This window comes from Paenibacillus montanisoli, assembly GCF_003268025.1.
In the GTDB taxonomy this organism is placed as follows: domain Bacteria; phylum Bacillota; class Bacilli; order Paenibacillales; family Paenibacillaceae; genus Paenibacillus_Z; species Paenibacillus_Z montanisoli.
In genome coordinates this window covers 400,864-425,871 of record NZ_QLUW01000001.1, presented here as the reverse complement: position 1 = coordinate 425,871, position 25,008 = coordinate 400,864, and the positions used below count along the sequence as shown (strand labels likewise).

The 25,008-nt window shown below is 47.2% G+C and carries 23 protein-coding genes, 1 pseudogene and 1 riboswitch; of the genes and pseudogenes, 6 read left to right on the top strand and 18 right to left on the bottom strand.

The annotated features are described in order from the left end of the window. Positions 1-13 precede the first annotated feature (13 nt). A complete protein-coding gene (locus DL346_RS01960) occupies positions 14-1,165 on the bottom strand; it encodes a Ger(x)C family spore germination protein (protein WP_112880410.1) in 1,152 nt (383 codons plus the stop codon). Positions 1,166-1,198: 33 nt separating this feature from the next. Continuing rightward, positions 1,199-2,707 carry a spore germination protein gene (locus DL346_RS01955; protein WP_112880409.1) on the bottom strand — a complete coding sequence of 503 codons (1,509 nt, stop codon included), beginning with the start codon at positions 2,705-2,707 and terminating at the stop codon, positions 1,199-1,201. Positions 2,708-2,919: 212 nt separating this feature from the next. Here DL346_RS01955 and DL346_RS01950 point away from each other — a divergent pair, with 212 nt between their 5' ends. After that, positions 2,920-4,551 carry a GMC oxidoreductase gene (locus DL346_RS01950; protein ID WP_112880408.1) on the top strand — a complete coding sequence of 544 codons (1,632 nt, stop codon included), beginning with the start codon at positions 2,920-2,922 and terminating at the stop codon, positions 4,549-4,551. Between the two features lie 84 nt (positions 4,552-4,635). Here the strand turns inward: DL346_RS01950 and DL346_RS01945 are convergent, their stop codons facing one another. The 14 genes and pseudogenes from DL346_RS01945 to DL346_RS29695 form a co-directional block, all read right to left on the bottom strand. Continuing rightward, positions 4,636-5,508: an endonuclease/exonuclease/phosphatase family protein gene (locus DL346_RS01945; RefSeq protein WP_240632992.1), complete on the bottom strand. Its 873-nt coding sequence runs from the start codon at positions 5,506-5,508 to the stop codon at positions 4,636-4,638. A gap of 48 nt (positions 5,509-5,556) precedes the next feature. Beyond that, on the bottom strand, positions 5,557-6,978 hold the full coding sequence (locus tag DL346_RS29705) for an outer membrane protein assembly factor BamB family protein (protein ID WP_338066298.1): 1,422 nt from the start codon (positions 6,976-6,978) through the stop codon (positions 5,557-5,559). A 180-nt stretch (positions 6,979-7,158) separates the two neighbouring features. Further along, a pseudogene (locus DL346_RS29805) lies at positions 7,159-7,524 on the bottom strand (metallophosphoesterase family protein); the annotation flags it as partial. A gap of 268 nt (positions 7,525-7,792) precedes the next feature. Next, a complete protein-coding gene (gene thiC, locus DL346_RS01935; RefSeq protein ID WP_112880406.1) occupies positions 7,793-9,583 on the bottom strand; it encodes a phosphomethylpyrimidine synthase ThiC in 1,791 nt (596 codons plus the stop codon). A gap of 76 nt (positions 9,584-9,659) precedes the next feature. Continuing rightward, positions 9,660-9,771: riboswitch (TPP riboswitch) on the bottom strand. Between the two features lie 3 nt (positions 9,772-9,774). Beyond that, a complete protein-coding gene (gene bioC / locus DL346_RS01930; RefSeq protein WP_112880405.1) occupies positions 9,775-10,611 on the bottom strand; it encodes a malonyl-ACP O-methyltransferase BioC in 837 nt (278 codons plus the stop codon). Beyond that, positions 10,604-11,320: an alpha/beta fold hydrolase gene (locus tag DL346_RS01925; RefSeq protein ID WP_112880404.1), complete on the bottom strand. Its 717-nt coding sequence runs from the start codon at positions 11,318-11,320 to the stop codon at positions 10,604-10,606. Before DL346_RS01925 ends, bioC begins: the two co-directional genes overlap by 8 nt. After that, positions 11,317-12,495 carry an 8-amino-7-oxononanoate synthase gene (gene bioF / locus DL346_RS01920; RefSeq protein ID WP_112880403.1) on the bottom strand — a complete coding sequence of 393 codons (1,179 nt, stop codon included), beginning with the start codon at positions 12,493-12,495 and terminating at the stop codon, positions 11,317-11,319. Before bioF ends, DL346_RS01925 begins: the two co-directional genes overlap by 4 nt. Before the next feature lie 17 nt (positions 12,496-12,512). Beyond that, complete coding sequence (gene bioB, locus DL346_RS01915) at positions 12,513-13,505, bottom strand: biotin synthase BioB (RefSeq protein WP_112881728.1); 993 nt, start codon at positions 13,503-13,505, stop codon at positions 12,513-12,515. Between the two features lie 24 nt (positions 13,506-13,529). Beyond that, positions 13,530-14,258 carry a dethiobiotin synthase gene (gene bioD / locus DL346_RS01910; protein WP_112880402.1) on the bottom strand — a complete coding sequence of 243 codons (729 nt, stop codon included), beginning with the start codon at positions 14,256-14,258 and terminating at the stop codon, positions 13,530-13,532. Next, on the bottom strand, positions 14,255-15,619 hold the full coding sequence (gene bioA, locus DL346_RS01905; protein ID WP_420849531.1) for an adenosylmethionine--8-amino-7-oxononanoate transaminase: 1,365 nt from the start codon (positions 15,617-15,619) through the stop codon (positions 14,255-14,257). The genes bioD and bioA overlap by 4 nt, the downstream gene beginning before the upstream one ends. Positions 15,620-15,891: 272 nt before the next feature. After that, a complete protein-coding gene (locus tag DL346_RS01900) occupies positions 15,892-16,308 on the bottom strand; it encodes a hypothetical protein (protein ID WP_112880401.1) in 417 nt (138 codons plus the stop codon). A gap of 39 nt (positions 16,309-16,347) precedes the next feature. After that, complete coding sequence (locus DL346_RS01895; protein WP_112880400.1) at positions 16,348-16,776, bottom strand: organic hydroperoxide resistance protein; 429 nt, start codon at positions 16,774-16,776, stop codon at positions 16,348-16,350. Between the two features lie 330 nt (positions 16,777-17,106). Next, positions 17,107-17,622 carry a GNAT family N-acetyltransferase gene (locus DL346_RS01890; protein ID WP_112880399.1) on the bottom strand — a complete coding sequence of 172 codons (516 nt, stop codon included), beginning with the start codon at positions 17,620-17,622 and terminating at the stop codon, positions 17,107-17,109. Between the two features lie 258 nt (positions 17,623-17,880). Continuing rightward, entirely contained in the window at positions 17,881-19,914 is a 2,034-nt protein-coding gene (locus DL346_RS29695) for a helix-turn-helix transcriptional regulator (protein ID WP_165822338.1), read from the bottom strand. A 201-nt stretch (positions 19,915-20,115) separates the two neighbouring features. Here DL346_RS29695 and DL346_RS01880 point away from each other — a divergent pair, with 201 nt between their 5' ends. Together DL346_RS01880 and DL346_RS01875 are read left to right on the top strand one after the other, a co-directional pair. Beyond that, complete coding sequence (locus tag DL346_RS01880) at positions 20,116-20,574, top strand: DUF1772 domain-containing protein (protein WP_112880397.1); 459 nt, start codon at positions 20,116-20,118, stop codon at positions 20,572-20,574. A 25-nt stretch (positions 20,575-20,599) separates the two neighbouring features. Further along, the gene (locus DL346_RS01875; protein WP_112880396.1) at positions 20,600-21,094 is read left to right on the top strand and encodes a DinB family protein; all 495 of its coding nucleotides are present in this window, start codon (positions 20,600-20,602) and stop codon (positions 21,092-21,094) included. Positions 21,095-21,126: 32 nt separating this feature from the next. Here the strand turns inward: DL346_RS01875 and DL346_RS01870 are convergent, their stop codons facing one another. Then, a complete protein-coding gene (locus DL346_RS01870; protein WP_112880395.1) occupies positions 21,127-21,600 on the bottom strand; it encodes a hypothetical protein in 474 nt (157 codons plus the stop codon). A gap of 263 nt (positions 21,601-21,863) precedes the next feature. Here DL346_RS01870 and aac(2')-IIb point away from each other — a divergent pair, with 263 nt between their 5' ends. Together aac(2')-IIb and DL346_RS01860 are read left to right on the top strand one after the other, a co-directional pair. Next, positions 21,864-22,583, top strand: a complete 720-nt coding sequence (aac(2')-IIb, locus tag DL346_RS01865) for a kasugamycin N-acetyltransferase AAC(2')-IIb (RefSeq protein ID WP_112880394.1) — start codon at positions 21,864-21,866, stop codon at positions 22,581-22,583. Positions 22,584-22,761: 178 nt separating this feature from the next. Then, a complete protein-coding gene (locus DL346_RS01860) occupies positions 22,762-23,367 on the top strand; it encodes a DUF3267 domain-containing protein (RefSeq protein ID WP_112880393.1) in 606 nt (201 codons plus the stop codon). Between the two features lie 33 nt (positions 23,368-23,400). Here DL346_RS01860 and DL346_RS01855 read toward each other — a convergent pair whose 3' ends face one another. Beyond that, positions 23,401-24,402 carry an acyltransferase family protein gene (locus DL346_RS01855; protein WP_112880392.1) on the bottom strand — a complete coding sequence of 334 codons (1,002 nt, stop codon included), beginning with the start codon at positions 24,400-24,402 and terminating at the stop codon, positions 23,401-23,403. Between the two features lie 134 nt (positions 24,403-24,536). Between DL346_RS01855 and DL346_RS01850 the strand changes: the two genes are divergently transcribed. Beyond that, a complete protein-coding gene (locus DL346_RS01850; RefSeq protein WP_112880391.1) occupies positions 24,537-25,007 on the top strand; it encodes an SRPBCC family protein in 471 nt (156 codons plus the stop codon). The last annotated feature ends 1 nt before the right edge of the window (position 25,008 follow it).

Sequence of the window (25,008 nt, the reverse complement as noted above, 5' to 3'; positions counted from 1 at the left end):
TGCGCTGCCTCCGTTATTGGGCGTTTTCCGACAATACGGGCTCCGGAAGTGACGTTCCGCTTGTTATTAGCTTTGTCTTAATGTGAAATGTAAAGGTTACTTGCGCAAATCGCTCGTCCCAGTTATTTTTCATTTTGCTCCATTGTTTCGGGTGATATCTATAAATATGGTTGCCAACCCCAATCACATCGGCTTTTCTGTCCTGCAGAACTTGAATCGTTGTCATCATTTCTTTTGTCAACTCTTTTTCAATTTGGTCGATGAGCTTGGCTTCGTCTTTCATCGTTTTCAGTTCGGTGCATCTTAACTCTCCGAGCGCTCCTTCAACTTCCATCTTCACTCGAACCGTAATCTTGTCATCCACCATGTTAACCTTCCATCTTGAATGTAAGGACACGATTTCAATAGCTTCATTCTCTTTCTTATTATTGGGACAGCTGATTACGACTAATCCATTTTGATAATTGTTGAGGAGCATCAGCAGACCTTTAATGTGATCGGATGGCAGTACACCAATCAGCTTTCCTTTTTTGATTAGCGCAGCTCCCGATGCTGCAAATGAGCCATTTTCTTCATTTACGTATCCCAATAAGGCATCATTATCATCCTTCAACTGCTTAGCCACCTCTAGCAAGGTGGATTTTATCGTACTCGTGTTTTTTTGAAAAAGATATTGCTTTATCCGCATAAGCTGTTGACCTGTCGTCTGTTCGACAATCGGTTTTTTTGCTAAATATTCACCTGCATGGCCCTTAGCAATTAGGACCGAAACGTTGTGACGCGGTTCATGGTCTCTAAAAAACAAATCAAGGAGTTTCCCAATGTCCGTTTTTCTAGCCAGAGACTCTCCAATCATAATGACTCGCATATGACTCCATTGCGTCCTTCTTCCCAGATGAAGAGGAACTTCCCGTATGTTTTGAAAAACGGTGTCTTTGCTCGTTTTTACATTAATAAATGAACTTTTGGGATCTCCTCCCCCGCCTTCGCTCCCGGATGCCGAAGGGCGGAAAACTTGCGTTGTCATCTCGATTTGACCCTTTTTCCCTTGATCTAGCGCGACTGCCATAACTAACCCGAGTTCGGGCAGCTCTCGTTTATTCCAGCAACCTGGTAAGGTAAGAAGCAAAACGCCCAGTAAACCGAATTGAATAAGTTTTTTCATTTGTTTTTCCCGTTAACGAATGGATGGACATGTCTATTGCGTGGATTTCGGAAGCATCACTTTCAATGATGTCCTCATGATCACGTCACGCAGTTCGGCAATCCTTAATGGTGCGAGAGGAGCTAAATAAGGAATTCCGAGCGTACGAAGCTGACATAGGTGAAGCAGGATAAGATACATGCAGATGAGCATCCCGAACCCTCCCATAATCCCGGCAGACAGCATAAGTGGAAACTTTAAAATTCGCAATGCGATCCCGATCGTGTGTTGGGGAATGGTAAGGGACGCGATCCCGGTCGAGGCGACAATCATGACCATGATCGGAGAGGCGATATTTGCGGTAATTGCCGCTTCTCCAATAACAAGTGCTCCTACGATGCTGACGGTTGATCCGATAGGCTTCGGAAGACGGACCCCGGCTTCCCGCAGCATTTCGAAAAAAAATTCCATCATCAGCGCTTCAAAAAAAGCCGGCAACGGAATTCTTTCGCGAGCTTCGATAATGGCTAGAAGCAGTACGGTCGGAACCAGTTCTTGATGATAGGTTATCAAGGCGATATAGATGCTGGGAAGCAACAATGCCATAACAAACGCAACGATTCGTAGCCACCGAATAAGTGTCGAGATGATCGTTCTCTGATAATAGTCTTCGCTGGATTGGAAAAATTCCGTAAACAGACCCGGGCATAATAAAATACTGCCTGTCCCCTGCATCATGACAGCAATTTTCCCATCCAGCAGCGCCGCAACGGCAACATCTGGACGTTCTGTATACCGATGCTGGGGGAAAGGAGAGTAGGTCGAATCCTCGATGATTTGTTCAATATAGGAAGTCTCTAGTATTTCGAGTTGTTTTATCTGCTCCACTCTTTGTTGGAACTCCTGCAAAATTCCCGGATCAACAGCCCCTTCGACATAGCCGTATGCCACATCGGATTGGGTATCACCGCCTGCCTGAAAGGTTACGATTTTGAATTTCGGGGTTTTTAGCCTCAATCGAAGAAGTCCTATATTTTTCTGCAGATTTTCAACTGTACTTTCCCGTGGTCCCTGTACAACCGATTCAACAACCGGCTCTGTAACTTGCCTTGTCTCAACGGATATTGCGTCATAGGTTAAAGCATGATTCCAGTGATCAAAGAAGATTACGATATGTCCTTTAGAAATGTGCTCTACTGCGGTATCCATATCATCCAATAGCGATGCCGTCTTCTCCGATACACCATGTTGACCGAAAAACTTGATAATATCCTGAGGTGTAACTGTTGTAGCCGGACCTACCTCGTGAGTGACGAGATCCTGAAGCGAAGATTTCATATAATTGGCACTCTTATCTTGAACCAGGGACTTATAATAAACGGAACAAGCACTATGCTGCAGATCCGGTCCGTAAGACCAACGCAAAAACATGATATCATCGCTGTTTGCAAATATATGTTCAAGATAAGTTAGATTGTCTGATAATAATTCGGAGATTTGCCGCTTAGGTTTAGATGCGGCTCTTTGCAATGTTTTTTGAGACTGAGGAGACTCTCCTTCCATTGCCTCTCTGCTCCCTCCGTACGGCTCGATCTCTTATAAACTGAGGGATCACACGTACATTGTAAAATGACCAAACTATTCGTCATTATGGGTCTTGCGCTTTGAATGTATACCTCGTTCAAGTATGCCGGCATCCATCGAACCAAAGGGTCTAATCGTCAGACGCGTTTTATATATTTGTATTGATACATAGAGCAAAGGAGGGAGACGCTTTGAGGATACGTATCGCGGATATCCATGATACACTCAGATCCATAGCTGACATTAACAATATCCCAATCACTTATCTCCTCTCGCTTAATCCCCGAATTACGGATCCCGACCAGAACCTTGCAGGCATGATCATGAATCTCCCCCCTGCTTCAGACACTGAGATAGGTAATGATGTTTCAGTGCCCCTTTGCCCTCCTGTACAGCTTCCTTACCTTGATAATTGGATTCCGCTAGTCTCCCTGGAAGAAATGGAGAGAAATGAGTATGATGTCATCGTTGTCGGTACCGGAGCAGGCGGGGGAGCAGCGCTTTGGCGATTATGCGAACGGTGGGAACATTGCGGCAAACGTATAGGCGTTGTCGAAGCAGGGGATTTACTATTGCAAACTCATGCAGTAAACATCGCTACGATGAATCATGAACGCGTTCGGGCATTCTTTCTAAATCCCAAAGTGTCTGAACCCGTAGCGCCAGCTCTTCCGGGAGCGAGGCAGTTGTTCGCTTTGGGGGGGAGAACTTTATTTTGGAGTGCCGTTACTCCCCGCATGCCTTTAAGCGAAACTGAAACATGGCCCATTTCGCCTAAAGAATTGAACGGGTATTATAGCATCGCAGAACGGGTCATGAATGTGACGAATCATTATGATATCGGCTCCTCGCTCACAAATGTGCTGCTTGAGCGACTTCAGGAAAATGGGTTTTCAGAATCAAAAAGTGCTCCGAGGGCCGTTAATCTCGAGAGTTCGCGGTTAGGCTTAATCCAATCTAACGTTTATTTTAGTTCCATTGAATTTCTTGCTGCAGCCCTGAACAAGTTGCCGTATGACTTGGCCGTAAAAGCAAGAGCAGTACAAGTTATAACCGAACAAGGCAAAGTTTCCGGGGTTAAGGTTGTATCACCCGAACGCAAATCATACTTTCTTCGCTCCAAGAAGGTTATTTTATCAGCCAATGCCTATCAAACCCCCCGTATATTATTAAATTCCGGTATTCAAGGGGAAGCAATTGGCCATTATTTAACGTGCCATTCTAAATTGATCGCTTTGGCTGCAGCAAACCGAAGTGATTTTCCTGAACCTCTGGGCATACTCAATATCATTACTCCACAGACTGCCGAAAAACCTTATCAATATCAATGGGTCGGACCAGATCCCGGCAGAGCGCACCAGCCCTATCAAGAGATACCGTTTCATAAACAAGTAATGATAGAAGCGAACATCTTCGGTAAGGTCGAAGCTAGGTATGAAAATAAAGTATATGTAATCCCTCAACTCACGGACGAGTACGGGATGCCAAAATTGCAGGTATCCTTCTCATTCAGCCAAAAGGACGTCGAGATCATTCGTCGGATGACCGAAGAAGCTAAAAAGATGGCCTTGGCGATGAAGGTGGATTTGATTTCGATATGTCAAAGACCGGCCGGGGATGATTTCCATGACTCATCCACGTGCAGGATGGGTAACGACCCAGCGACATCCGCGACCAATCGGTATGGTCAAATCCATGGCGTTTCCGGTCTTTATGTAGCGGATAACAGCGTGTTGCCTTCCAATGGTGCTACCAATCCGACTTTGACAACAGTTGCCCTTGCGATTCGTACTGCCGACTATATCGTGGAAATGAACAAATAGAAAAAGTATCGGATGAACATTAACAAAGGACGTGTGACCACGAAGCATGGTCACACGTCCTTTGTATGAGATAGGCTTACTTACTCAGTTCTGTACGTGCTTTTTTGAGATCACCAAATCGACTGAAATCGGCAAGTGATCGGAGGCCTCCGTACGAATAACTTGCGCAGATTTAATCTGAACATCGTCTGAAGCGAAGACGTAGTCGATACGACGGTCAGGTTGAGGAAGGGAAGGATACGTAAAGTCCACGTCTTGAGCGAGTTTGGCAAATGCATCCATGTACTGTGCGCTCATCTTCATGATTTCCCCGCTATCAGGTGTGGCGTTGAAGTCCCCTGCAAAGATGCTTGTTCCTTCGTTATGTTTTGCAATCTCGAGGATTTCTTTAATTTGAAGGTCTCTTTGTTCGGCTCTTTTATTATCAAGATGGGTATTAAAGAAGTGAACGTGGTTGCCTTTTACATTAATCGTCGTTTCCGAGAGCCCTCGTTGTTCCGTTGGATTGACCGGATAAGGAATGTTCGTGAGCAAATGATTTTCCGAGGAAAGGATCGGATACTTGCTCAATACGGCCGTTCCGTATTGACGGCGATGCTGTCCTTCTTGCAATGGTTCATAGTCAAGATTAGCGGCATACGCATAATTCATCCCAAGATAATCCGCTAGCCATTTTGCCTGATCTTCGAAGTTACTTCGATCCGAGAAATGATTGTCGACTTCCTGTAATCCGATAATGTCAGCGCCTGATTGCTTAATAAGCTCAGCAATTCTTTTCAAATCCAGAGCGCCGTCCTCACCTACACCATGGTGGATATTATAAGACATGACTTTAAGGGGCACTTCTTTTCCTTTTTCGAATAGCGGGGCTTCGGCTGCATTCGCATTGCTGCTTGATAGCAATGGAATCAATAACAACGACATACTAAGAACCAAATGATACAGTTTTTTAAGCAATTCTTTCTTCCTCCCTATAAACTGATTTCAATGCCTGTCGGTATGCGGCTACAGCCTGATTCCGCGAACGATACCGTCGTGTCCTGCTGCGATGAGCATTTGGCCGGCTAATAATGCCGGAGATGAAAATACATAATTGCGCGAGAACTGGAGTTCATCGACTATATTTCCGGTAACACCATCAATTCCGGTCATCAAACCATTGACGGAAGTCAAATAAATGATTCCCTTGCAGAAAATAGGCGCAGTATGAAAAATCCGTTGTTTAGTTTTCGACGTCCACCGTTTGCTTCCGTTAATGGGATTGACGGCTGTTGCAGTACCCCATTCGTCCGGCAGCACAAGCGTCGGTTCGGGCTCCGCCATGAAAACAGAATGACCAGCATACATGTAGCCGCCATTAAGCGTCCATACGGTATTCCCGGTCGCGGCATTCAACGCGTATGCCTTTGATACCGTAGTAAACAGAACCGATTGCTTGTCCGGCAGAGCGGTAGGGTTGCAGTACCACGGACTGTATAACAAAGTACGGTAAGGATTCGCTTGGATGGACAGCGTTTTTTGCCACAAAAGCATCCCCGAACGGATGTCCAGCGCAGACACCTTGCCATCCCCCGAGGCCACAAAGACCGTCTGATCCACGATTTCAGGTCTACCGGCAAAAAATCCGTGAATATCTGCCGTCCAAAGTACGGCTCCGGTTGCGGCGTCTAGTTTCAATAATGTTCGCCCGATGACGACGAACAGACTTGGTTTTCCGTCATGGGAGTCGTCAAGCCATTGCGGACTGCTCAGAATGGGCTGTGAGCCGCTATAGGACCATAATAAATTGCCCGTTGACGTATCCATTGCATAAATCCGGTGGTCTGTCGATCCAATAAATACGCGGCTGCCATCTGAGCTCAGCGCCGGCGTTCCGACAATCGCCCCTTGGGTTCGATAGGTCCACTTCGGTTTCGCCTTTTTATCCGATACTTCGAGTGCCGTAACGGTGCCGTCCAATTGTCCCACAATCGCAACAGGAGACTCCGTGTTCTCCCCTGCAATCACGATCCCGGCCTGAACGGAAGCGTCAAGCTTGAATTCCCATGAGATTCGTGAAGTATTAGTTGAGGCGTTAAGTTGAGCAGGGATCTCGAAAGGAACAGCTTCATCCCAAAGCTCGCCTAACTGATTGGTAACCCGGAGCTGAATCCGGTAGCTGCCAGGTGCTTTGCCTGCCGTATCGACAACCGTCTCCCAAATTCCGCTTTGATGTCCAGGCTCCTTCGGAACCAGATCCTGCCAGTTCCCGTCATTCGATCCCGCATAAGTAATATCCGGCCAATACTGATATTGGACACTTGCCACGTTTGCTTGCGGTCCTATTTTTACACTAAGTACGGGATGGCTAGCATCATTATTGCTTACGTTAGCCTCTATCGGCTTCTCATGCTCAGCGGGTTTATCTCCGGATAGCGGGATTTCCACCACCAATTTCTTGCCGGACACCGTTCCGTTCGTAAACTCCGCGTTATAAACTTCAAGTACGGACGGCTGAAGCGGAAACGATTTCTTCTCAACCCAATGGTAGACGGGCGCATTCTTGATAGCCGGCAGAGCTATAAGGGTAATGCCGTTCTGCTTCCACACGACTTCGCGATGGATGTGCCCGGTAAAGACCGCACGTACGTTGTACGGCTCCACGATTTCAAAGAATTCCTCTTGGTTGCTGATGTAGTAGAAATTGTTGCCAACCGGATAATGAAGGTAAACGATGATTGGCGTTTTCTTGCCTGTATTCATCAAATCCCTGCGCAGCCACTCCAATTGGGCCGGGGAAAAATATCCCCCCTCTTGCAGCAGCGTAGTCGGGTCAAGGGCAATGAAATGAACGCCGCCATGGTCAAACGAATAATTGGACTTGCCGAATAATTGGGTATAGTACTCCTTGCCCCATTCGTCCCAGCGGGTCTCGTGATTACCTGGTACCGCATGGATCCTATCATGCAGCGTTGAAGGAACGAGCCGCGTATACTCCTGGTATTCCTCCGGAAAACCGGATTGGTTTCGCGACTAACTTTATATTTTTGCGACAGCTCGATTTCGCTAGGCAGGCGGTTAGCATCCGATGGAGATCGCGTCATCAAAATATCGCTAGTAATTATTTTGCTTAGCTCCAAATATTTTGTTCTCATTTTAACTCCTTTCCCCGGATTGTTACACATGCATCATTATCATCACATTATAAAGAATCATAGCTTCCCTATGGTTAAACGTACGTTAAACAACGTTGAACGATTGATTAGTTTTGCCGGTAAATGGCGCTTCCCGCTTCTTTGAATTCAGTAGACTTGTCTTGTAACCCCATCGCAATAGCTTGCTTTTCGTCAAGTCCCTGTTGCTTTGCATAGTCGCGAATGTCCTGCGTAATTCTCATGCTGCAAAACTTAGGTCCGCACATGGAACAGAAATGAGCTGTTTTTGCTCCTTCCGCCGGCAAGGTCTCATCATGATAATCCATGGCTCTTTCCGGATCTAAGGACAAGTTAAATTGATCTCTCCATCGAAACTCGAAACGTGCTTTCGATAGAGCATTATCCCTCTCCTGCGCTCCCGGATGTCCTTTGGCTAAGTCAGCGGCATGAGCTGCTATCTTATAGGCGATAACGCCATCACGCACATCATTCTTATTGGGCAGCCCTAGATGCTCTTTGGGCGTGACATAACATAACAAGGCCGTGCCGAACCAGCCGATCATTGCCGCGCCAATAGCTGAAGTAATATGATCGTATCCGGGAGCGATATCCGTCGTAAGCGGTCCTAATGTATAAAAGGGCGCTTCCTTGCAGACCTCCATTTGTCGGTCTACATTTTCTTTAATCATGTGCATAGGTATATGTCCCGGACCTTCTATCATCACTTGCACGTCATGCTCCCATGCGATTTGGGTCAGCTCGCCAAGCGTATCCAATTCAGCAAACTGCGCTTCATCATTAGCATCCGCTATAGAACCCGGACGTAGACCGTCTCCTAATGAAAAGGCGATATCATAGGTTTTCATGATTTCGCATATTTCTTCGAAATGCGTATAAAGAAAATTCTCTTGGTGATGAGCAAGACACCAAGCCGCCATTATGGAACCGCCGCGAGACACAATTCCAGTCACGCGCTTCGCGGTCAATGGGATATAGTGCAGACGAACTCCCGCATGAATCGTAAAATAATCGACACCTTGTTCGGCTTGTTCGATCAGAGTATCCCGATAAATCTCCCAACTCAATTCTTCTGCTTTTCCACCGACTTTTTCCAGAGCCTGATAGAGCGGGACTGTTCCAATGGGCACGGGGGAATTGCGAATGATCCATTCGCGCGTCGTATGTATATGTTTACCCGTTGATAGATCCATGATCGTATCAGCGCCCCAGCGAGTTGCCCATCTCATCTTTTCGACTTCTTCTTCTATAGATGATGCCACAGCGGAATTTCCGATGTTTGCATTAATTTTCACCAAGAAGTTGCGGCCGATAATCATAGGCTCGCTTTCCGGGTGATTGATATTGGATGGGATAATCGCCCGACCGCTTGCAACTTCATTGCGAACGAATTCCGGAGTTACATTTTCTCGTATTGCGATGTACTCCATTTCGGGGGTGATGATCCCTTGTCTGGCATAATGCATTTGTGTCACATTCGCGCCGTTTCTGGCTCGCAGCGGCCTGCGATTCAACCCTGGAAAAAGGTTCGTTTGCTCGGTGAATTCCTCGTGTTTATATCCGTTGTCTTCTGCCTTAACAGTCCTTCCCGAATACTCTTCTACATCATCCCGTTCCAATATCCACTCTCTGCGATTCAATGGAAGACCTTTGCGAATATCCGTTATGAGTTCTGAATCGGTATATGGTCCGCTGCAATCATAGACTCGAACAGAAGGATTAACTTCCTCAATGCCATCTGCCCCTTTAGTAGGGGTTAGCGCAATTTCGCGCATCGGCACGTTAATATCCGCACGCGAGCCTTGAACGTACACCTTTTTGCTTCCCGGAAACGACGAAATATCCGGACTTGCTCCATTGTTTTTCATTTCGTTTCTCATTTCAATTCCTCCAAATCATGAATGTGATGGATGCAATAGAAAAAAGACCGCAACGAAAAGAAGCGGTCTTTGTATACACAAAGGCTAAGACGTTTCCTCCGCTGGCATTACCCAGATCAGGTTTTACGGTCGACAGCATATCGGCTATCCTCTCAGCCTGGCTTAACCAAGCTCCCGTGTATATTCTATTGTCAGTTAATACTATCAGAATCAGCTTGAAACCGTAACAGGTCATAAGTCACGGCAATGCCATCTGTCAGGTGATAGTTCTCTTCGTAGATGTTATACATGTCGCGAAAAAGACGACGCAAGAAATATCGAGGCGGATTCGCTGCCGACGCGCTTGCCCCAACCGCTTTGACCGAGTGCAGAAAATTCCGCACGGTTGGGTAACTTTTAACCTGAACGGATTGATTGCATCGGATATCTGAAAAGCCGCAATCGCTAAGCCAGGCCTCCCATTGACGCATGCTTTGCATTCTCAAAGTATGTCGCTGTGGGGATAGGCCTTGAAGCAGATATGCATCATGAAACGAAAGGTGCAATTCACGAAATGTCCGATCTCCGAATGTGGTAAACATCAGTCGGCCTCGCGGGCGAAGCAGCCGTTTTAGGCCGCACAGGGTCGCCATAGGATTGTTTAACCATTGTAAACAAGCGTTAGAGACAATCAAGTCAAACGATGCCGCGGGCACGTTATCGATCCATGATTCGATGTCATCCTGAATAAATCGAACCGACGGAACCTGGCCGTCCGAAGTCGCTTTGAGCCGCTTTTTGGCCGCTTCAAGCATTTCGGGCGCCATATCCATAGCCAATATCGATGAACTTGGACATCGTTGAATGAGCAGTTCGGTGAACTGACCGGTTCCGCATCCGATTTCGAGTATTTCAAGCTGATCCGGTCCTCTATCTTCAATCGTTTCGGAAAGCCATTCCGCCATTGCGCGCTGTATGAGGGCATGAGTATCGTAGCTGCCTGATGCAGCGCTCAGGTTAAAATTCCGTTGAATGAATCTATTATGCATTCCACCATCTCCTTACAGCCGTTGCTACTGCCTCTTCTTTCCCTAGAAAAGGCACATGACCGCTTTCTTCTAGCGTCACTAACGCTGCTTGAGACAATTTCACGCTTAGTTCCTTTACCGCTCCATAAGGGCAGACGGTATCCTCAACTCCATGAATGAGAAGAACCGGGCACTTGATTTGGTTCAACCTTGACAGGTATTCTTCGCTGCGCAAAACGTTCAGTCCCGCGATTAATGCAGAGGTTGTCCAACTGCCGGTTTGCGGAAGCAGCTCCTCCATTCCGGCCTTCCGTTCCGAATCCGTAAAAAGCAGCTTACGAAACTTAGTCTCGACCGCATGACGATTCTGCATGATCGAGGTCATCATCTGACGCACATGTAGATCTGGCCAGACCCCATGCGGACGGATAAAACCGGCGGTTCCCGAAATAAGAAGCAGCCCTCCCGCCAACCCATTGGCTGCTAGCCTAAGTGCCAATAATGCGCCGAGAGACCATCCGGCAATCAACGCTCCCTTATTATTTCTGGCTGCGTTTTCGGTCAGGGCGAGCATCTCCTCTGCTGTATGAACTGCCGTATAATCCGCTTTGACATGCTGAAATCCCGGCAACCTCGCTTGAAGACCGCTGAATATCGCAGCCGGCATGCTCCACCCTGTCAGCCATAGGATCGTCCCGCATGTCGCATGTTCCGTTGTCGATCGAATCATTCCTTCAAGACCCCTGCATACATTCCCGCCTGACGGATGCGATCGGCAGCATGAAGGAGCTCTGATTCGGCATGGGCAACAGACAGGGAAAAACGGAGCCGGGCTGTCCCTTCAGGCACGGTAGGAGGTCGAATGGCAGCCGCTAAAATGCCAAAATCCTCAAGGATACTGCTAAATCGCAAAGCGGATTCATTGTCCCCGACGATTACCGGAATGATCGGAGAGTCGCTTCTGCCGACGGTAAAACCTGCCTCAGCAAGCGCGGACCTGAACACTTGAATGGAGGCAGCAAGCTTGTCGCGCCGCCATTTCTCCTCTTGGACTATGGTTAGCGCCTTCTCCACCCCCGCGATGACCGCAGGAGGCAGCGCCGTTGAATAGATGAGCGACCTTGTCTTGTTGATCAACCAGCGAATGAGCGTACTGCTCCCGCTGACGTATGCACCATAGACGCCGAATGCCTTGCTAAACGTGCCCATATGAACGTCGACTTCCTTATGCAAGCCTAGCTGGTTAGCCAGCCCTTCCCCACGGTGGCCATAAATGCCTCCGCTATGCGCTTCATCCACCATTAGCAGAGCTCCGTGCTCTTTTTTCAACTCAACGAGTTCGTGCAGCAGGGCCTTATCTCCATCCATGGAAAACACGGAATCGGTGATCATCCATTTACGGCGGGCGTGACGGTGCTTTTGAAGTAAATCGTTCAGATGTTCAGGATCGTTATGACGATACCGAACATGCTCCGCCCGGCTTAACCTAATGCCATCCACGATGCTGGCATGGTTTAACCGGTCGCTGAAAATGACATCGCCTCGTCCTGCCAGCGCGCTGATCACCCCGACGTTCGCCATATAGCCGTTTGCAAATACAAGCGCGGCTTCGCTTTGCTGCCATGCGGCAAGAGCCTGCTCCAAACGTTCATTCGCCTGCCGACTCCCCGTTACAAGGCGGGAAGCGCCCGAGCCTGCCTCTTCTCTTTCCAGCGCCAGACGCATCGCTTCGACGACTTCCCTATTGCCGGATAGGCCCAGATAATCGTTCGATGATAAATTGAGAAGCCTTCTATCACCCCGAATCAAATAGCCGGGAAATCCCCGAGCAGGCTCGCTAGCGTGGACAAATCGCTCCAGCGATTGTCCGGACAAGCGCTCAAGCTCTTTCTCCATCCAGTTCATTTCAAGCTCCTCCGCAGTTATAGGGCACACAATTCGATCTCAAAGCCCAAATCTTCGATCATGTGATGATCGACGGTCACTTCCTGTCCCGCTGTTGTCAAATAATCGCCAACGAACAAGGAATTCGCCGCATAAAGAGATAGAGGCTGCAGTGTCCGCAGATTCACCTCGCGTCCTCCGGCGACACGGATTTCCTTCGACGGACAAATAAATCGAAACAGCGCCAACACCTTCAATGCTTTCATTGCGGGAGTTCGGCCCGCGCTAGCAAGCGGCGTGCCGGGAATCGCATTCAGGAAATTGACCGGGATCGAATCGGCATTGAGCTCCCGGAGCGCGAAAGCCATTTCGACGATTTCATGATCGGTTTCCCCCATGCCAATAATGACGCCTGAACAGGGGGACATGCCATGCGTTTTGACCATCTCCACCGTATCTATTCGTTGATCATAGGTATGAGTGGTTGTTATAGAAGGATAATTGCTTTTGCTGGTGTTTAAATTGTGGTTATATCGATGTACGCCAGCTTCAGCCAATCTTTCCGCTTGACCTTCCTTCAAGATCCCAAGGCAAGCGCAAATTTTGAGAGGCATGGTTTTGCGTATTTCTCTGACGGCCTCCAACACCTGGTCCAATTCCTTGTCAGTAGGACCTTTCCCTGACGCTACAATACAATAGGTTCCCGCTTTGCGAGCAAGCGACTCACGGGCGCCGGCAACAAGCGTTTCTTTGTCCAGCATCGAATATTTCATGATAGGTGCGGCGGACACGATCGATTGCGAGCAATAGCCGCAGTCTTCCGGACAGAGACCGCTTTTTGCGTTAATGATCATATTCAGTTTCGTCTTCTTTCCATAATAGTGCTCACGCACCATGAACGCCGCTTGTAAAATCGAAAGGACTTCACGATTGTCTGCTTCAAGCAAAGCTAAGCCTTCTTCAATCGATAAGCATTCTCCTGCCAACGATTTGCGAGCGTATTCGGTCCAATCTGTACGCTTCGTGTTCATGATCACCACCATCGCCTTCTTACGTTAGATATGTAAACCGATCGCCTCCCGGATCGGCTTCATCTGAATATGCTGATGACAAATAGCTGCCAAAGCTTCCCCGGCGGCTTCTGTTTGCAGCGTTGGAAACCGCCCCAACACGTTCAAACCTCCGTAGCGCTCGATCATTTCCGCGTTGGATGTATGACTGGGATCCTCAATCGTCATATGGGCCGCCTTTTCTCCTTCGTTCAAAATAACGCCTACAATCGGGATGGAGCGTTCCCGCAAGAACATCGCCGTCAATAAGGTATGGTTGATGGTGCCAAGACCGGATCGGGCGACAATCAGGACCGGCATTTGAAGGATTGCTATCAAATCTGCAACGATTTCTAGATTAGTTAAAGGTACGGCAGCTCCTCCCGCTCCCTCCACCACGAGCGCATCGTAGCGGCTTGCGAGTGGATCGCCTCCCGCTAACAAGCCTTCCATCGTTAACGTGATACCAGCCTGCTGCGCTGCAAGTATCGGAGCAATCGGCGCTTCAAATGTAAAAGGAGCCACCGCCTCCGGTGTATCCTCAATTCCTGAAGCTATTATTAAACGTTCAGCATCAGACTCTCCGCTGCCCAAACGTGCTCCGGACTGAACAGGCTTCCAGACGCCGACGCTGAACCCCTCGGCGCGAAGTGCCGCAGCCACCGCTGCGGTTATGACCGTTTTGCCGACTCCGGTATCGGTCCCCGTGACAAACAATCCTTTAAATCGACTCATCCTATTCGTCCTTCCGTTACATCGCGAATAGACTGAACCAAAATCTCTGTCATCGCATCAAGCTCAGGTTCCGTACTGGCTAGAGGAGGAATAAACACGACTACATTTCCGAGTGGCCGGGTCAGCATCCCCATCTCTCTGGCTCTCATGCATACCTGAACGCCAATGCGCTCAGCCCAGTCATACGGTTCCCGTGCTGCTTTGTCCCGAACCAGCTCGATCCCGATCATCAGTCCCTTCTGCCGGACTTCGCCAATATTCGGCCAATCCGTTAATCCTGCAAGCTTTCGGGCGACAAACCCGGCTTTCGCACCTACGCTTTCGATGACACGCCGATCTTCGATCAGTTTCAAGCTCGCCAACGCAACGGAACAGCCAAGCGGGTTCCCCGTAAATGAATGACCGTGAAAGAACGTTTTTTGCTCTTCATAATCGGCGTAAAAAGCCTCGTATACCTCATCCGTAGTTAGCGTTGCCGCGACAGGCAAGTAACCGCCTGTTAGTCCTTTGCCGACGACCATGAGATCTGGCGAAACGCCTTCATGCCCGCAGGCAAACATCTCGCCCGTCCGGCCGAAGCCTGTCGCCACTTCATCTGCGATAAGCAGCACGTCATAACGTTTGCATATCTCGGCTAGTTCGCTCAAACATCCGGGCGGCATCACAACGATACCGCTGGCACCTTGAACAATCGGCTCTACAATCATCGCCGCAATCTCATCGGATTTCGCCTTCAACAGCGTACGCAAACGTTCAAGCGTCTCCTCCATCGCGCCCGCGGCACCATTTGCGTGTCGGTATGGATAAGGATAAGGAATCACATGTGCGGGAAACAGCATTGGACGGAATACTTCATGATACAACGGAATGGCACCGACGCTGACCGCTCCTAATGTATCTCCATGATAAGCATGGTTCATGGTAATGAACGTTTTCTTTTTAGGTATGCCTCGATTATGCCAGTATTGGAATGCCATCTTGATCGCGATTTCAACACCAGTCGCTCCTGAATCCGAATAAAACACTTTGTTCAGGCCGGGAGGAGCAATCTGTACCAGTTTCGTCGCTAGCTCTATGGACGGAACATTTGCCATTCCAAGCAGCGTGGAATGTGCCACCCGCGCCAGTTGATCCATGACCGCTTGATTCAGTTCAGGCACGTTGTGGCCATGAACGTTCAGCCATACGGATGAAAACCCATCGTAATAACCGCGACCCTGAACGTCATAAAGCATAACGCCCTCCCCCCGTTCGATTATTAGGGGATCTGCTCCCATATAATCTTTCATCTGAGTGAAAGGATGCCACAAGTGTGCTTTGTCCAGGGCGGACAGCCGTTCATATTCGAAATGAATAGGCAACACCAACCATTACTTTAATTGTTAACCACAATCGAATTATAAGGTTAACAATTAGGATTGGCAAGCATTATTTGGTAATGTAGCGCGGGCAAATGGCAAATAAAACATAAATAGCCCCTTTATTGGGGGCTGTTTTGATCATTGTTTCTTAGATTTTAAATCGTGCAACCCCACTCTGAAGCTCTTCCGCACTTCCTGAATCGAGCCAATTGCTCTTCGGTGGACGCAGCCACGCTCAGAGTATTGGGATAGATTAATCCAAACAATATTGATTAAAATATAAATAAAAAGAAGAAACGACAGTCCAGGAATGATCTAGGCCCTAGACTACCGCTTTTTTTTTGAATCAAACTATTTAGTAATAAAATCGAATTTTGGCACAAATCGTGGTGGTGCTCGGTGAGCTCTACATTCTGCTCATTCGCCGACTTCGGGCGAATGTGGTGCTCGGTGAGCTCTACATACATCAAATTCGTCGACTTTGGGCGAATGTAGTGCTCGGTGAGCTCTTCATTCAGCAACTTCGCCGACTTCGGGCCAATGTAGTGCCCGGTGAGCTCTACATACATCAAATTCGTCGACTTTGGGCGAATGTAGTGCTCGGAGAGCTCTTCATTCATCACTTTCGCCGACTTTGGGCGAAAGTGAAAGCCAGAAGCGTCAATTTGCCGCTTCTGGCTTTTTGTCACCTAGATATGCCTACGTACCACATCTTAACTGTGCGCCAGTTAACCAATAACGTTCGAAATGACTTCGATATTGCCGTGAGTTGCTTTGGCATAAGGGCAAACCCTATGCGCCTCAGCGACGATTTCCTCAGCGACGCTAATTTCTAGGCCTTTAATTGTGATGTCCAACGTAACTGCCAGGGCATAGCCGTCGTTCGCATCCTTGCCGAGCGTAACATGAGAAGCAATTGTTGTCCCGTCCGCTTTAATTTGTTTCTGTCTAAGAACGGCACCAATCGCACCTTCAAAGCATGCAGCAAATCCTGCTGCGAACAATTGCTCCGGATTTGTTCCAGCTCCATTACCGCCTAATTCCTTAGGATATCTCAAATCAACGTGAAGCCTATCATCGGTGGAAACCGCTTTGCCATCTCTTCCACCTTGAACGTTTACAGTAGCTGTGTACAATTTCTTTTCAATTTTCATCATTTGTTAACTCTCCCTTTGATCATTTTTATTTTATACTCTAGAGCGGTGATTATACGTCAAGCTCGTTTTTCCAGAACGTAACTTTACTTACTAGTTGATAAACAATGCGTACGGATGATCTACATTGGCCAAAATCCCTCTATTCTTCTGAAAGTAGTAATCAATCGGACCAGCGACAGATTCAAGTGCGTTTTCACATTCACATATTAACTTACTAGTAAGTAAGTTGTCAACGGTGTTCGACACCGGAAAAATAAGGCACTTCTACTTTCGGTCATAAGATAAGGCATATCCGATACTTCTGGTTAGCCTTATCTTACGAAATGACTGTCAGCCGACTGCTGCTTTAAGTACCTTATACATAACGAGATCCATGCCTTTCAACACAATCCGGTCTTTAAACGTCATCCCCAACTTTTCCATCACCCGAATTGATTTCGCGTTGTCCGGCTTGGCAAGAGCGATTATGGACTGCAGACCGGCATTTGAAAACCCGCAGCGAATCGCCGCGGCGGCTGCTTCCGTACAAAACCCTTGACCTCTTGCATGCGCGCCAAAGGCATACAATAGTTCTGTCTCCCCAAGGTCTGCAACGTAGTTCAAACCGCAGTGGCCAAGAAACGTATCCGTATCTTTTCGATAAATTGCCCATGTTCCGTAGCCTCGAGTATTCCAATGTTCGATGAAATAGCGAATGAGGCGTTCGGTAGCCTCCAGGGAGTAGCCTGTTCCCTTCGGCAGCCATCGCCCTACTTCCTTATCACCCATCACCTTTGAATAAGCATCGAGATCTCGATTGAAGTCAAACATCTTTAACGTTAAGCGCTCGGTTTCGATTTCGTACATGGCAGATGATTACCTTCCTTTCAGTTCGTTCTTCCTCCATTCATTCAACAGGCATTTGTTCGAAAAAATCATGTTTTTCGATTCTAACGGACATACGTGACCGTTACATCCGGTTTATTCGATAAAAAAACGTCTAACGGACATCCATGTCCGTTAGACGTTTCAAGGCTAGACCCTCTAGGCTTTCCCGACAGCCTAAACCGCCGTTTGGCGGTTATTTGTTTTTCCATCGAGAAATCCAGTCAAATGGGTAACGAATTAATCCCCTTTATACAAGCTAATCAGCTGCGCCCGATTTTTAACGCCCAGCTTATCGAAAATGTTAGTTAGGTGCTTTTTTACCGTGGTCTCGCTGAGGAATAGCTCGTTCGCGATTTCCTTGTTGGAGCGTCCTTTCATTAACTGGTTTACGACTTCTCTTTCCCGAATCGATAGCCGGTCTTTCGGCTTCACTTCATCCTTATCCTCATCCTTCGTTTCGGACAACCCAAAAGAAGTGATCATTTTATTCAGGTAGTTCATGATTTTATTTCCTCTCGTATCCAATACGCGATAAGGCATCGGCGTTTGTCCATCGTAGTCGTAATGTACGATAGTCGTCTTCTCTAATCCCAAACTGTCGGCAAACGAATCGGTTATCGGATTCGAGATTGAAGTAGCTACCACGTAACCCGCCGTCAACAGATAATGGATGAATGTAGACACCGTCGCAAGCATCATGCCCGGATCGAAAAGATCGTACATGTCGAGCGTTTTAACAAAATACCCGGCTATGGTATGACCGGGCACGCACAATGCTTTTCGCTCGGCTTCCGAAATCTGATTAAAATATGAAGAGGAAATAGGCCGGGACATCAAATATTCCATCGTACGCTCATTGATGGGGATGAATTCCATTAGACCGATAATCTTGCCCTTCTCGTCGCGAAAAAGCTTGATGCAAGATGGGTCTATCTCGTACAGCTCTTTTAATCGAATGTGCTTTAACGTATAGAGGCTCTCCTTGGCTGTTACCACAAAGGTGAATTGCTCGTTGGTCTTCCGATCCACGAATACGGCACTTCTGTCTTTAGCCGTTACTAATCGCTCTTCCAGGTACTGTTCCGCTTCCGCCCAGTTTGCTGGGTGCAGCTGCTCCACATGATAGGTAATGGTCTGCCGGTATAACATAAACGGAATGAATAGATTCGCGATATAATAGCGAAATTCGGTATTTTCCCGGGCGGCCGCACCTTTCTTTGCTGACCGCTTTATTTTCTCGGTATAATAGGTAACCGCGCGCAGCCAAAGCCGATTATGTAAATCCGGACTGCTGCGGCGAAACGCAATGCCGACCGCATCGCGGAGCAAATCGTGAAGCAACCATCCTCGCTCAACCCGCTGAACGAAAGAATAGGTAATTAATCTATGAAATTGTTCGCTCGTCACGCGTTTCTCGAGCACAAAATTTAATAGCTCGTGGTTAAATTCCCGCAATATGGCCGCCGCTTCCACTAGCTCGCGCATCTCCGGATCGGGAGCTTCCCGGAGCCAATTCGCGACCACGTGAGGGAACACATCTTTGTCGTCCATAAACGCAGTTGGAGATTCAGCCCCAGCCAACATGGTCGCTACGAGCAGCGAAAGCGTCAACGGATGACCCTTGGTTCTTGCCCAGATGTGCTGCAGACTACCTTCAATCGAAATCCCCGATCGCTCCAAATATTGACCAACCGCCTTAAAATCAAGCTCTGCAAGCGGCATGCGGGTAATGTGCTGCCGCCATCCCGGCGATGCTATCCAGACCCCCTGCAAGGCGAATCTTCCGGAAACGACCACGAGAATATCCGGCATCAACCGTGACAACAACTCTTCCCTCAGCCAATACTCCAGTTCACCGATCGCCTCGAATGTATCTAAAACCAGTATCGGCATTTCATCGCCTGCATAGGCTCGAATCGCGTTGACGCAGCTGTCCGTCAAATGGCCGATGTCGTTCGTTTGCACGGTAGAGAGAGCGGGGTCGCCGACTAGACGAAGCAGGTGGTAATGAAAATCTGCCGGATTTCTAGACAAGGCTCGGCAATCAATCTGCAAGTATTTCTTTCCGGCACATAAGGAAATCCTGCGAAATTCATTCAACAAATAACTTTTACCTACCCCTCCGGTTCCGTAGAGGTTTATGATACCGCCTGAATTCGAACATAACCGGTCATGGAATAGACGAACCTCTCCATCCCTCCCGACGAGGAAGCGCTGTTCTAAACGATCGATTTCGCTGAGAAGCGGTTCTTTAAAGCCCTCTTCGCTCATGCACCCCATCCTCCTTTATAAACTCTCGATTCCCGCCATAAAAGTGGCGTCACTAAAGAGGAGTACTGCGGAGTACTGCGGTTTACTACTTTATTACTACCTTCGGACAATATCTATGCATCGGCAAGCGATCTATACTGAGTTTCAGGAAGGCAAAATTTCGTTGCTCGGTAATCCCGAGAATACGGAGGTGAACTGATTATGCTGATGTTTTTGACAGGGCTTCATGTATTGTGCGGGGTCTTCTGGTTCGGGTCCGTGCTATGTGCGGATTTCATACTTATGCCGGCGATTGCAAGCCTCGATCCGCAGAAACAAGCCGCGGTGATGGGCGCATTAGGCAAACGAGTTAGCCGCGCCTTAATTCCCGTAAGTATAATGACCATACTCTCTGGGATTATCCTCGGCATCGCATCCGGCGTCCTCGATGACCTGCCGTCTACCTATGGGTGGACCTGGATCGCTTCGCTTGTCGTTTCATGCGCCCTCTTTTTTTGGGGTCTAGGCGTGATGAGTCCCACTCATATGAAACTGAATACCTTAACGCCAGGCACGCCGGAATTCACCAAACAGCTATCTCTGGTCAAAGCGTATACCCTTCTCGAATTGCTTGCTCTCTTCATTTTATTTATCTTGATGGTGATCATGCGGTTCAGTTAACAGCAAAAATTAGGAGGGCTATCCCATGTTTACAAATGTGCAAAGCTTTATTAATGAATACCGGCTGGAGTCCGCTTCGACTCAGAAACAATTCGACTCATTTACGGATGCTTCCCTAAAGCAGAAAATAGCGCCTGATCATCGAACGCTCGGTTATCTGGCATGGCATATCGTAGCCACTGCCGGAAAGCTAGCTCCAACGGGGTTGATCATCCATGCCGTAGACCCCTACGAACAGCCGGTCTCCGCACGCGCGATCGCCGAATCCTATCGTAAGACAGCTAATGATGTACTAGTAGCCGTGAAACAGCAGCTGACTGACGATATGCTTCATAAAACCATCCAATTTTACGAGAATCAGTGGACAATTGGTTATGTGCTGTATGGTTTCCTCAAACATGAAATCCATCATCGCGGACAGCTTACCGTCTTGATGCGGCAGGCCGGTCTTCCGGTCGCAGGTATGTACGGACCATCCAAGGAAGAATGGCTCGGTATGGGCATGCAACCACAGAAGTAGCAATAAATCGGCTAGAGGACCATGTCATCTCTTCATGAGATGGCATTGGTCCTTTTTCTTAACCGTTCCTTCAGTTCATCGGAAATCGGAATAAACTTCTCTCTATCTTCTATGTCAGCAGCATGCCCATTTTCGTAATAATGAAATTGAAACAGTATAGGCCCTTCGCCGTTTTCTTCGGATTCCAAGTGTCTGATAATGACCAGCTTTTCTTTCCCCATGTCCTTCCGTATATCAAAAAAATCCGATTGGGAACTGACAATCTCCTGATTCTTCTTCATTTGTCCAAAAATATAAAGAATTTCATTTTTATCTTTTAGGATTGATTTTTTTGTCCAGCCTTTATCATCCTCATAGGTTAAATACTCAATCTGAGCAGGATATTCATAAGCATGCCATTCGTATCTTGTTATTTCATCTTGCTTAAAAGTGATTGGATTGAACATGTACTTTGCTTTCAAGACTAAACCCCCGATTAATACAACTACGCCAAAAACGATGATCATCGCCGTTCTCTTAATGACATTCCCACCACCATCTCAATATTCATCGCGTCCTTCTACTCAGTGAAAGCAAGATTACCTATTTTTTTAATCACTTTGAACGTTGATTCTTACCGTATCATTTATGCCCAAAAAGACGCTATTTAGGTTACTGCAGGCTAATTCGATTATATTAAATTATTCACAGAACGATCTTTGGATATATTGGTATTATTGATAGTGAGATACAACGAAAGCAGTTCATTCTTATTTGGAGGGAAGGAAGCATGACTGATCGGGAAGAAATCAAACCAACCGCCCATGAGCTGATGGAGCTTCATCTTGACGCGCTGTTTACGCATGACCACAACATGCGGCTAATCGCGATAAACGAGCCCTGGTCCGGAGCGGCCACCGCCCCCCGGTTTTTTTTAGGACGGACTATAGAGGGAACGACTCTCTGTCGGTTTCGGTATGATGTCCCGGAGATGCTTGTCGAGCAACTGGAGGAATTGTGTGCTGACGAACCGATCGCGAGGGATATTCAGACGAAACCAAAAAATTTCAAGGCCTATATGAACCTCCTCCAAGGGGAACGATTCACGATGGGACCTTGTTATATAATCCCCGGTGAAGCCACGCCGAAAATGCAGGTGGTAAGCATCACCAGGGAAAATATAGCGGAATTTTTGCTTGACGGTTTCGAATGGCTGACCTTGGAAATTGAATATGTGCAACCCTGTATCGCGCTAGTGCACGAGAGCAGGGTCGTCTCGATCTGCCGCAGCGTTCGCATCACATCCAAGGCACATGAAGCGGGACTTGAGACCTTGAATGCGTTTCGCGGAAGGGGATATGCCGCGGCAGTTGTCGCCGTATGGGCAATGGATGTGCGAAAGTTGGGAAGTATTCCATTATACAGTACCTCGTGGGAAAATCTTGCATCTCAAAAAGTGGCGAGAAAATTAGCCTTATCACTTTATGGGGTCAATTTCATCGTTATTTAACGTATTCCATGAGGCTGGTCGGGGCGTGTTTGTGCCGCCGATCATTCAAACTAGCGGGTAACGATAGCATAATCGAGACACCCACTTCGCGAATACTTTACGAAGTCCATACATAAGACGTTATAAGAAATCCCCTCTCTGAAAATATAAATTACATGCATTTAGGAGGTTAGTGAGAGTGAAGATCACTTTTCAGATACCTAAAGCTGATGCAGAAAAACAAGCTAAACTATTTCTCCTGCAATGGGTAAAACTAAAAGAACCCAAATCCCACTTCATAGCTATACTATTTTCCGTTCCTTTCATGGTTCTAGGTGGTGCGATTGCGATCATTTTAACGAGGATATTTTTACCGGTTAGCATGGAGGACTATGGTTTTCAAGGAGGTTCTATAACCTTAAATTTCAATATTTTAACTATAATTTCTATTTTATTACTAGTTCTAATACATGAATTGATCCATCTGATTCTGATTCCTAATTTTTTGAAATCCACTAATACAGGAATAGGAATTCATTTCGGCGGGTTTGTATATACAGAGGAAATAATGTCTCGGATGCGATATATTTTAATATCAATAGCACCATTTTTAGTACTTTCTATTGTTCTGCCATTAATCTTAGGGGCTTTTGGATGTTTAAATCCGACTATTATTTTTCTTATATTCCTTAATGCTTTGGGATCGTCAGTTGATTTATTAAATGTAACTCTGATTTTATCTCAAGTACCCAAGAAGGCGAAGATAATAAACAACGTAACAAGCACTTTATGGAGATCAATGTAATCAGAGTTGGGCGAATTGTGTAACCACCGATGGTCACTGTACCCGCGATAACGGCACATTACTCTTTTTGTACAGAAAAGATAAGTTCGGTTTGAAAATGACTCCGCAAACTTTTTCGACCCACTTCATAGACAAGATTACGGTTAGAGCAACGGCAAACAAAATCAGAAGCAGTTGATCGGCCCATGTGTCGATATGCCGGTAGATGCCCAGATGCACCATGATTTTGAGAACGAATCCGTGCAGCAAGAAGGGATACATCGTCCGAATGCCGGGATCGCTGATCCTAGTCCACCCCGTTGGGATTAAGGAGAGGACGGAAATGGACAGCATGACCGATACGGCTGCAATTCCGATCCTATAGATCCCCGCATACCATTCCGGACTGCCCAGCCTGGAATAGGTGTAGCTGCCCCAAAGCCATTCGCAATTGAGGTTCTGGCCATAGAGAAACAGCAAACCCAATGCGAGAATCACAATAAGCGCAGATGCTATTTTGACCGTTCGTTTAAATAGATAACCGAAGTATTCCCGTTTCATATAGTAACCCGCCAAGAAGAACGGAAAGAAGTTGATCGCCCGAAGCGCGGACAGCGTGTACCCCAGCGTTGATACGTAGCCGGACAGTACCGCAAGGCAGCTTGCAATCAGAATCGGATTCCTTAATTTCGTAAAATGCGGCAAGGCGATTTTCCATATAACAACGGCAAGCAGGTACCAAGTAACCCAATAGGGCAGCAAGTACGTAAAATTGAGACCTGACCGCCCGTTCAAATAATAATCCAACAGCGTATAAAGCGATTCAAATATGAAATACAGAACGAGATACGGGGCAAGCTTTCCCGTCTTCTTGGAAAAGTACCCCGTAATGAAAACAAATAGCGGAATATGAAAAAAGTAAATGAAATTGTACAGAGCCTTTGCGGAATCGCTTGTCGGATACAGGGGTTCGAGCACATGCCCGATGACTACGAACGCAATCAGGACAAACTTCACATTGTCGAAATAATGGTCGCGCATATGAACCTTCGGCATGGTATGCATTCCTCCGATCGGGTTTTATCAACCTTACCCCTATATGCGGAGAAACCAATCAGGTAAAAATGGAGTTAGAGCAGTATCTAAAAATAACCAATGTTCATAAGTCGATGAAGAGGGAGTGCTGACTCTTGCCAATTATAAAATTATCCCAGTTTATTAGCGCTCCTATTGAAGTATGTTTTGATTTGTCCCGCAGTATTGAACTCCACATGGAATCGACCTCGCACACAAATGAAAGAGCAATAAAAGGCCGTATATGCGGGTTGATTGAGCTTGGGGAAACCGTAACTTGGGAAGCCACGCATTTCGGCATTCGCCAACAACTAACATCGATCATTACCGAGTTTGATCCGCATCATAAATTCGTGGACGAGATGGTTAGCGGCGCTTTTAAAAGCTTTAGGCACGAACATACATTTGAAAGACAACATGGCGGTACGCTGATGACAGATCGATTCGATTACTCGTCGCCTTTTGGACTGCTTGGTAAGTTAGCGGACGCGATGTTTTTGCGATCGTATATGGAACGTTTACTCGTGCAGCGAAACGAATATATAAAAAATAAAGCCGAATGTGCGAACCAAATTCGGTTACGTTAGC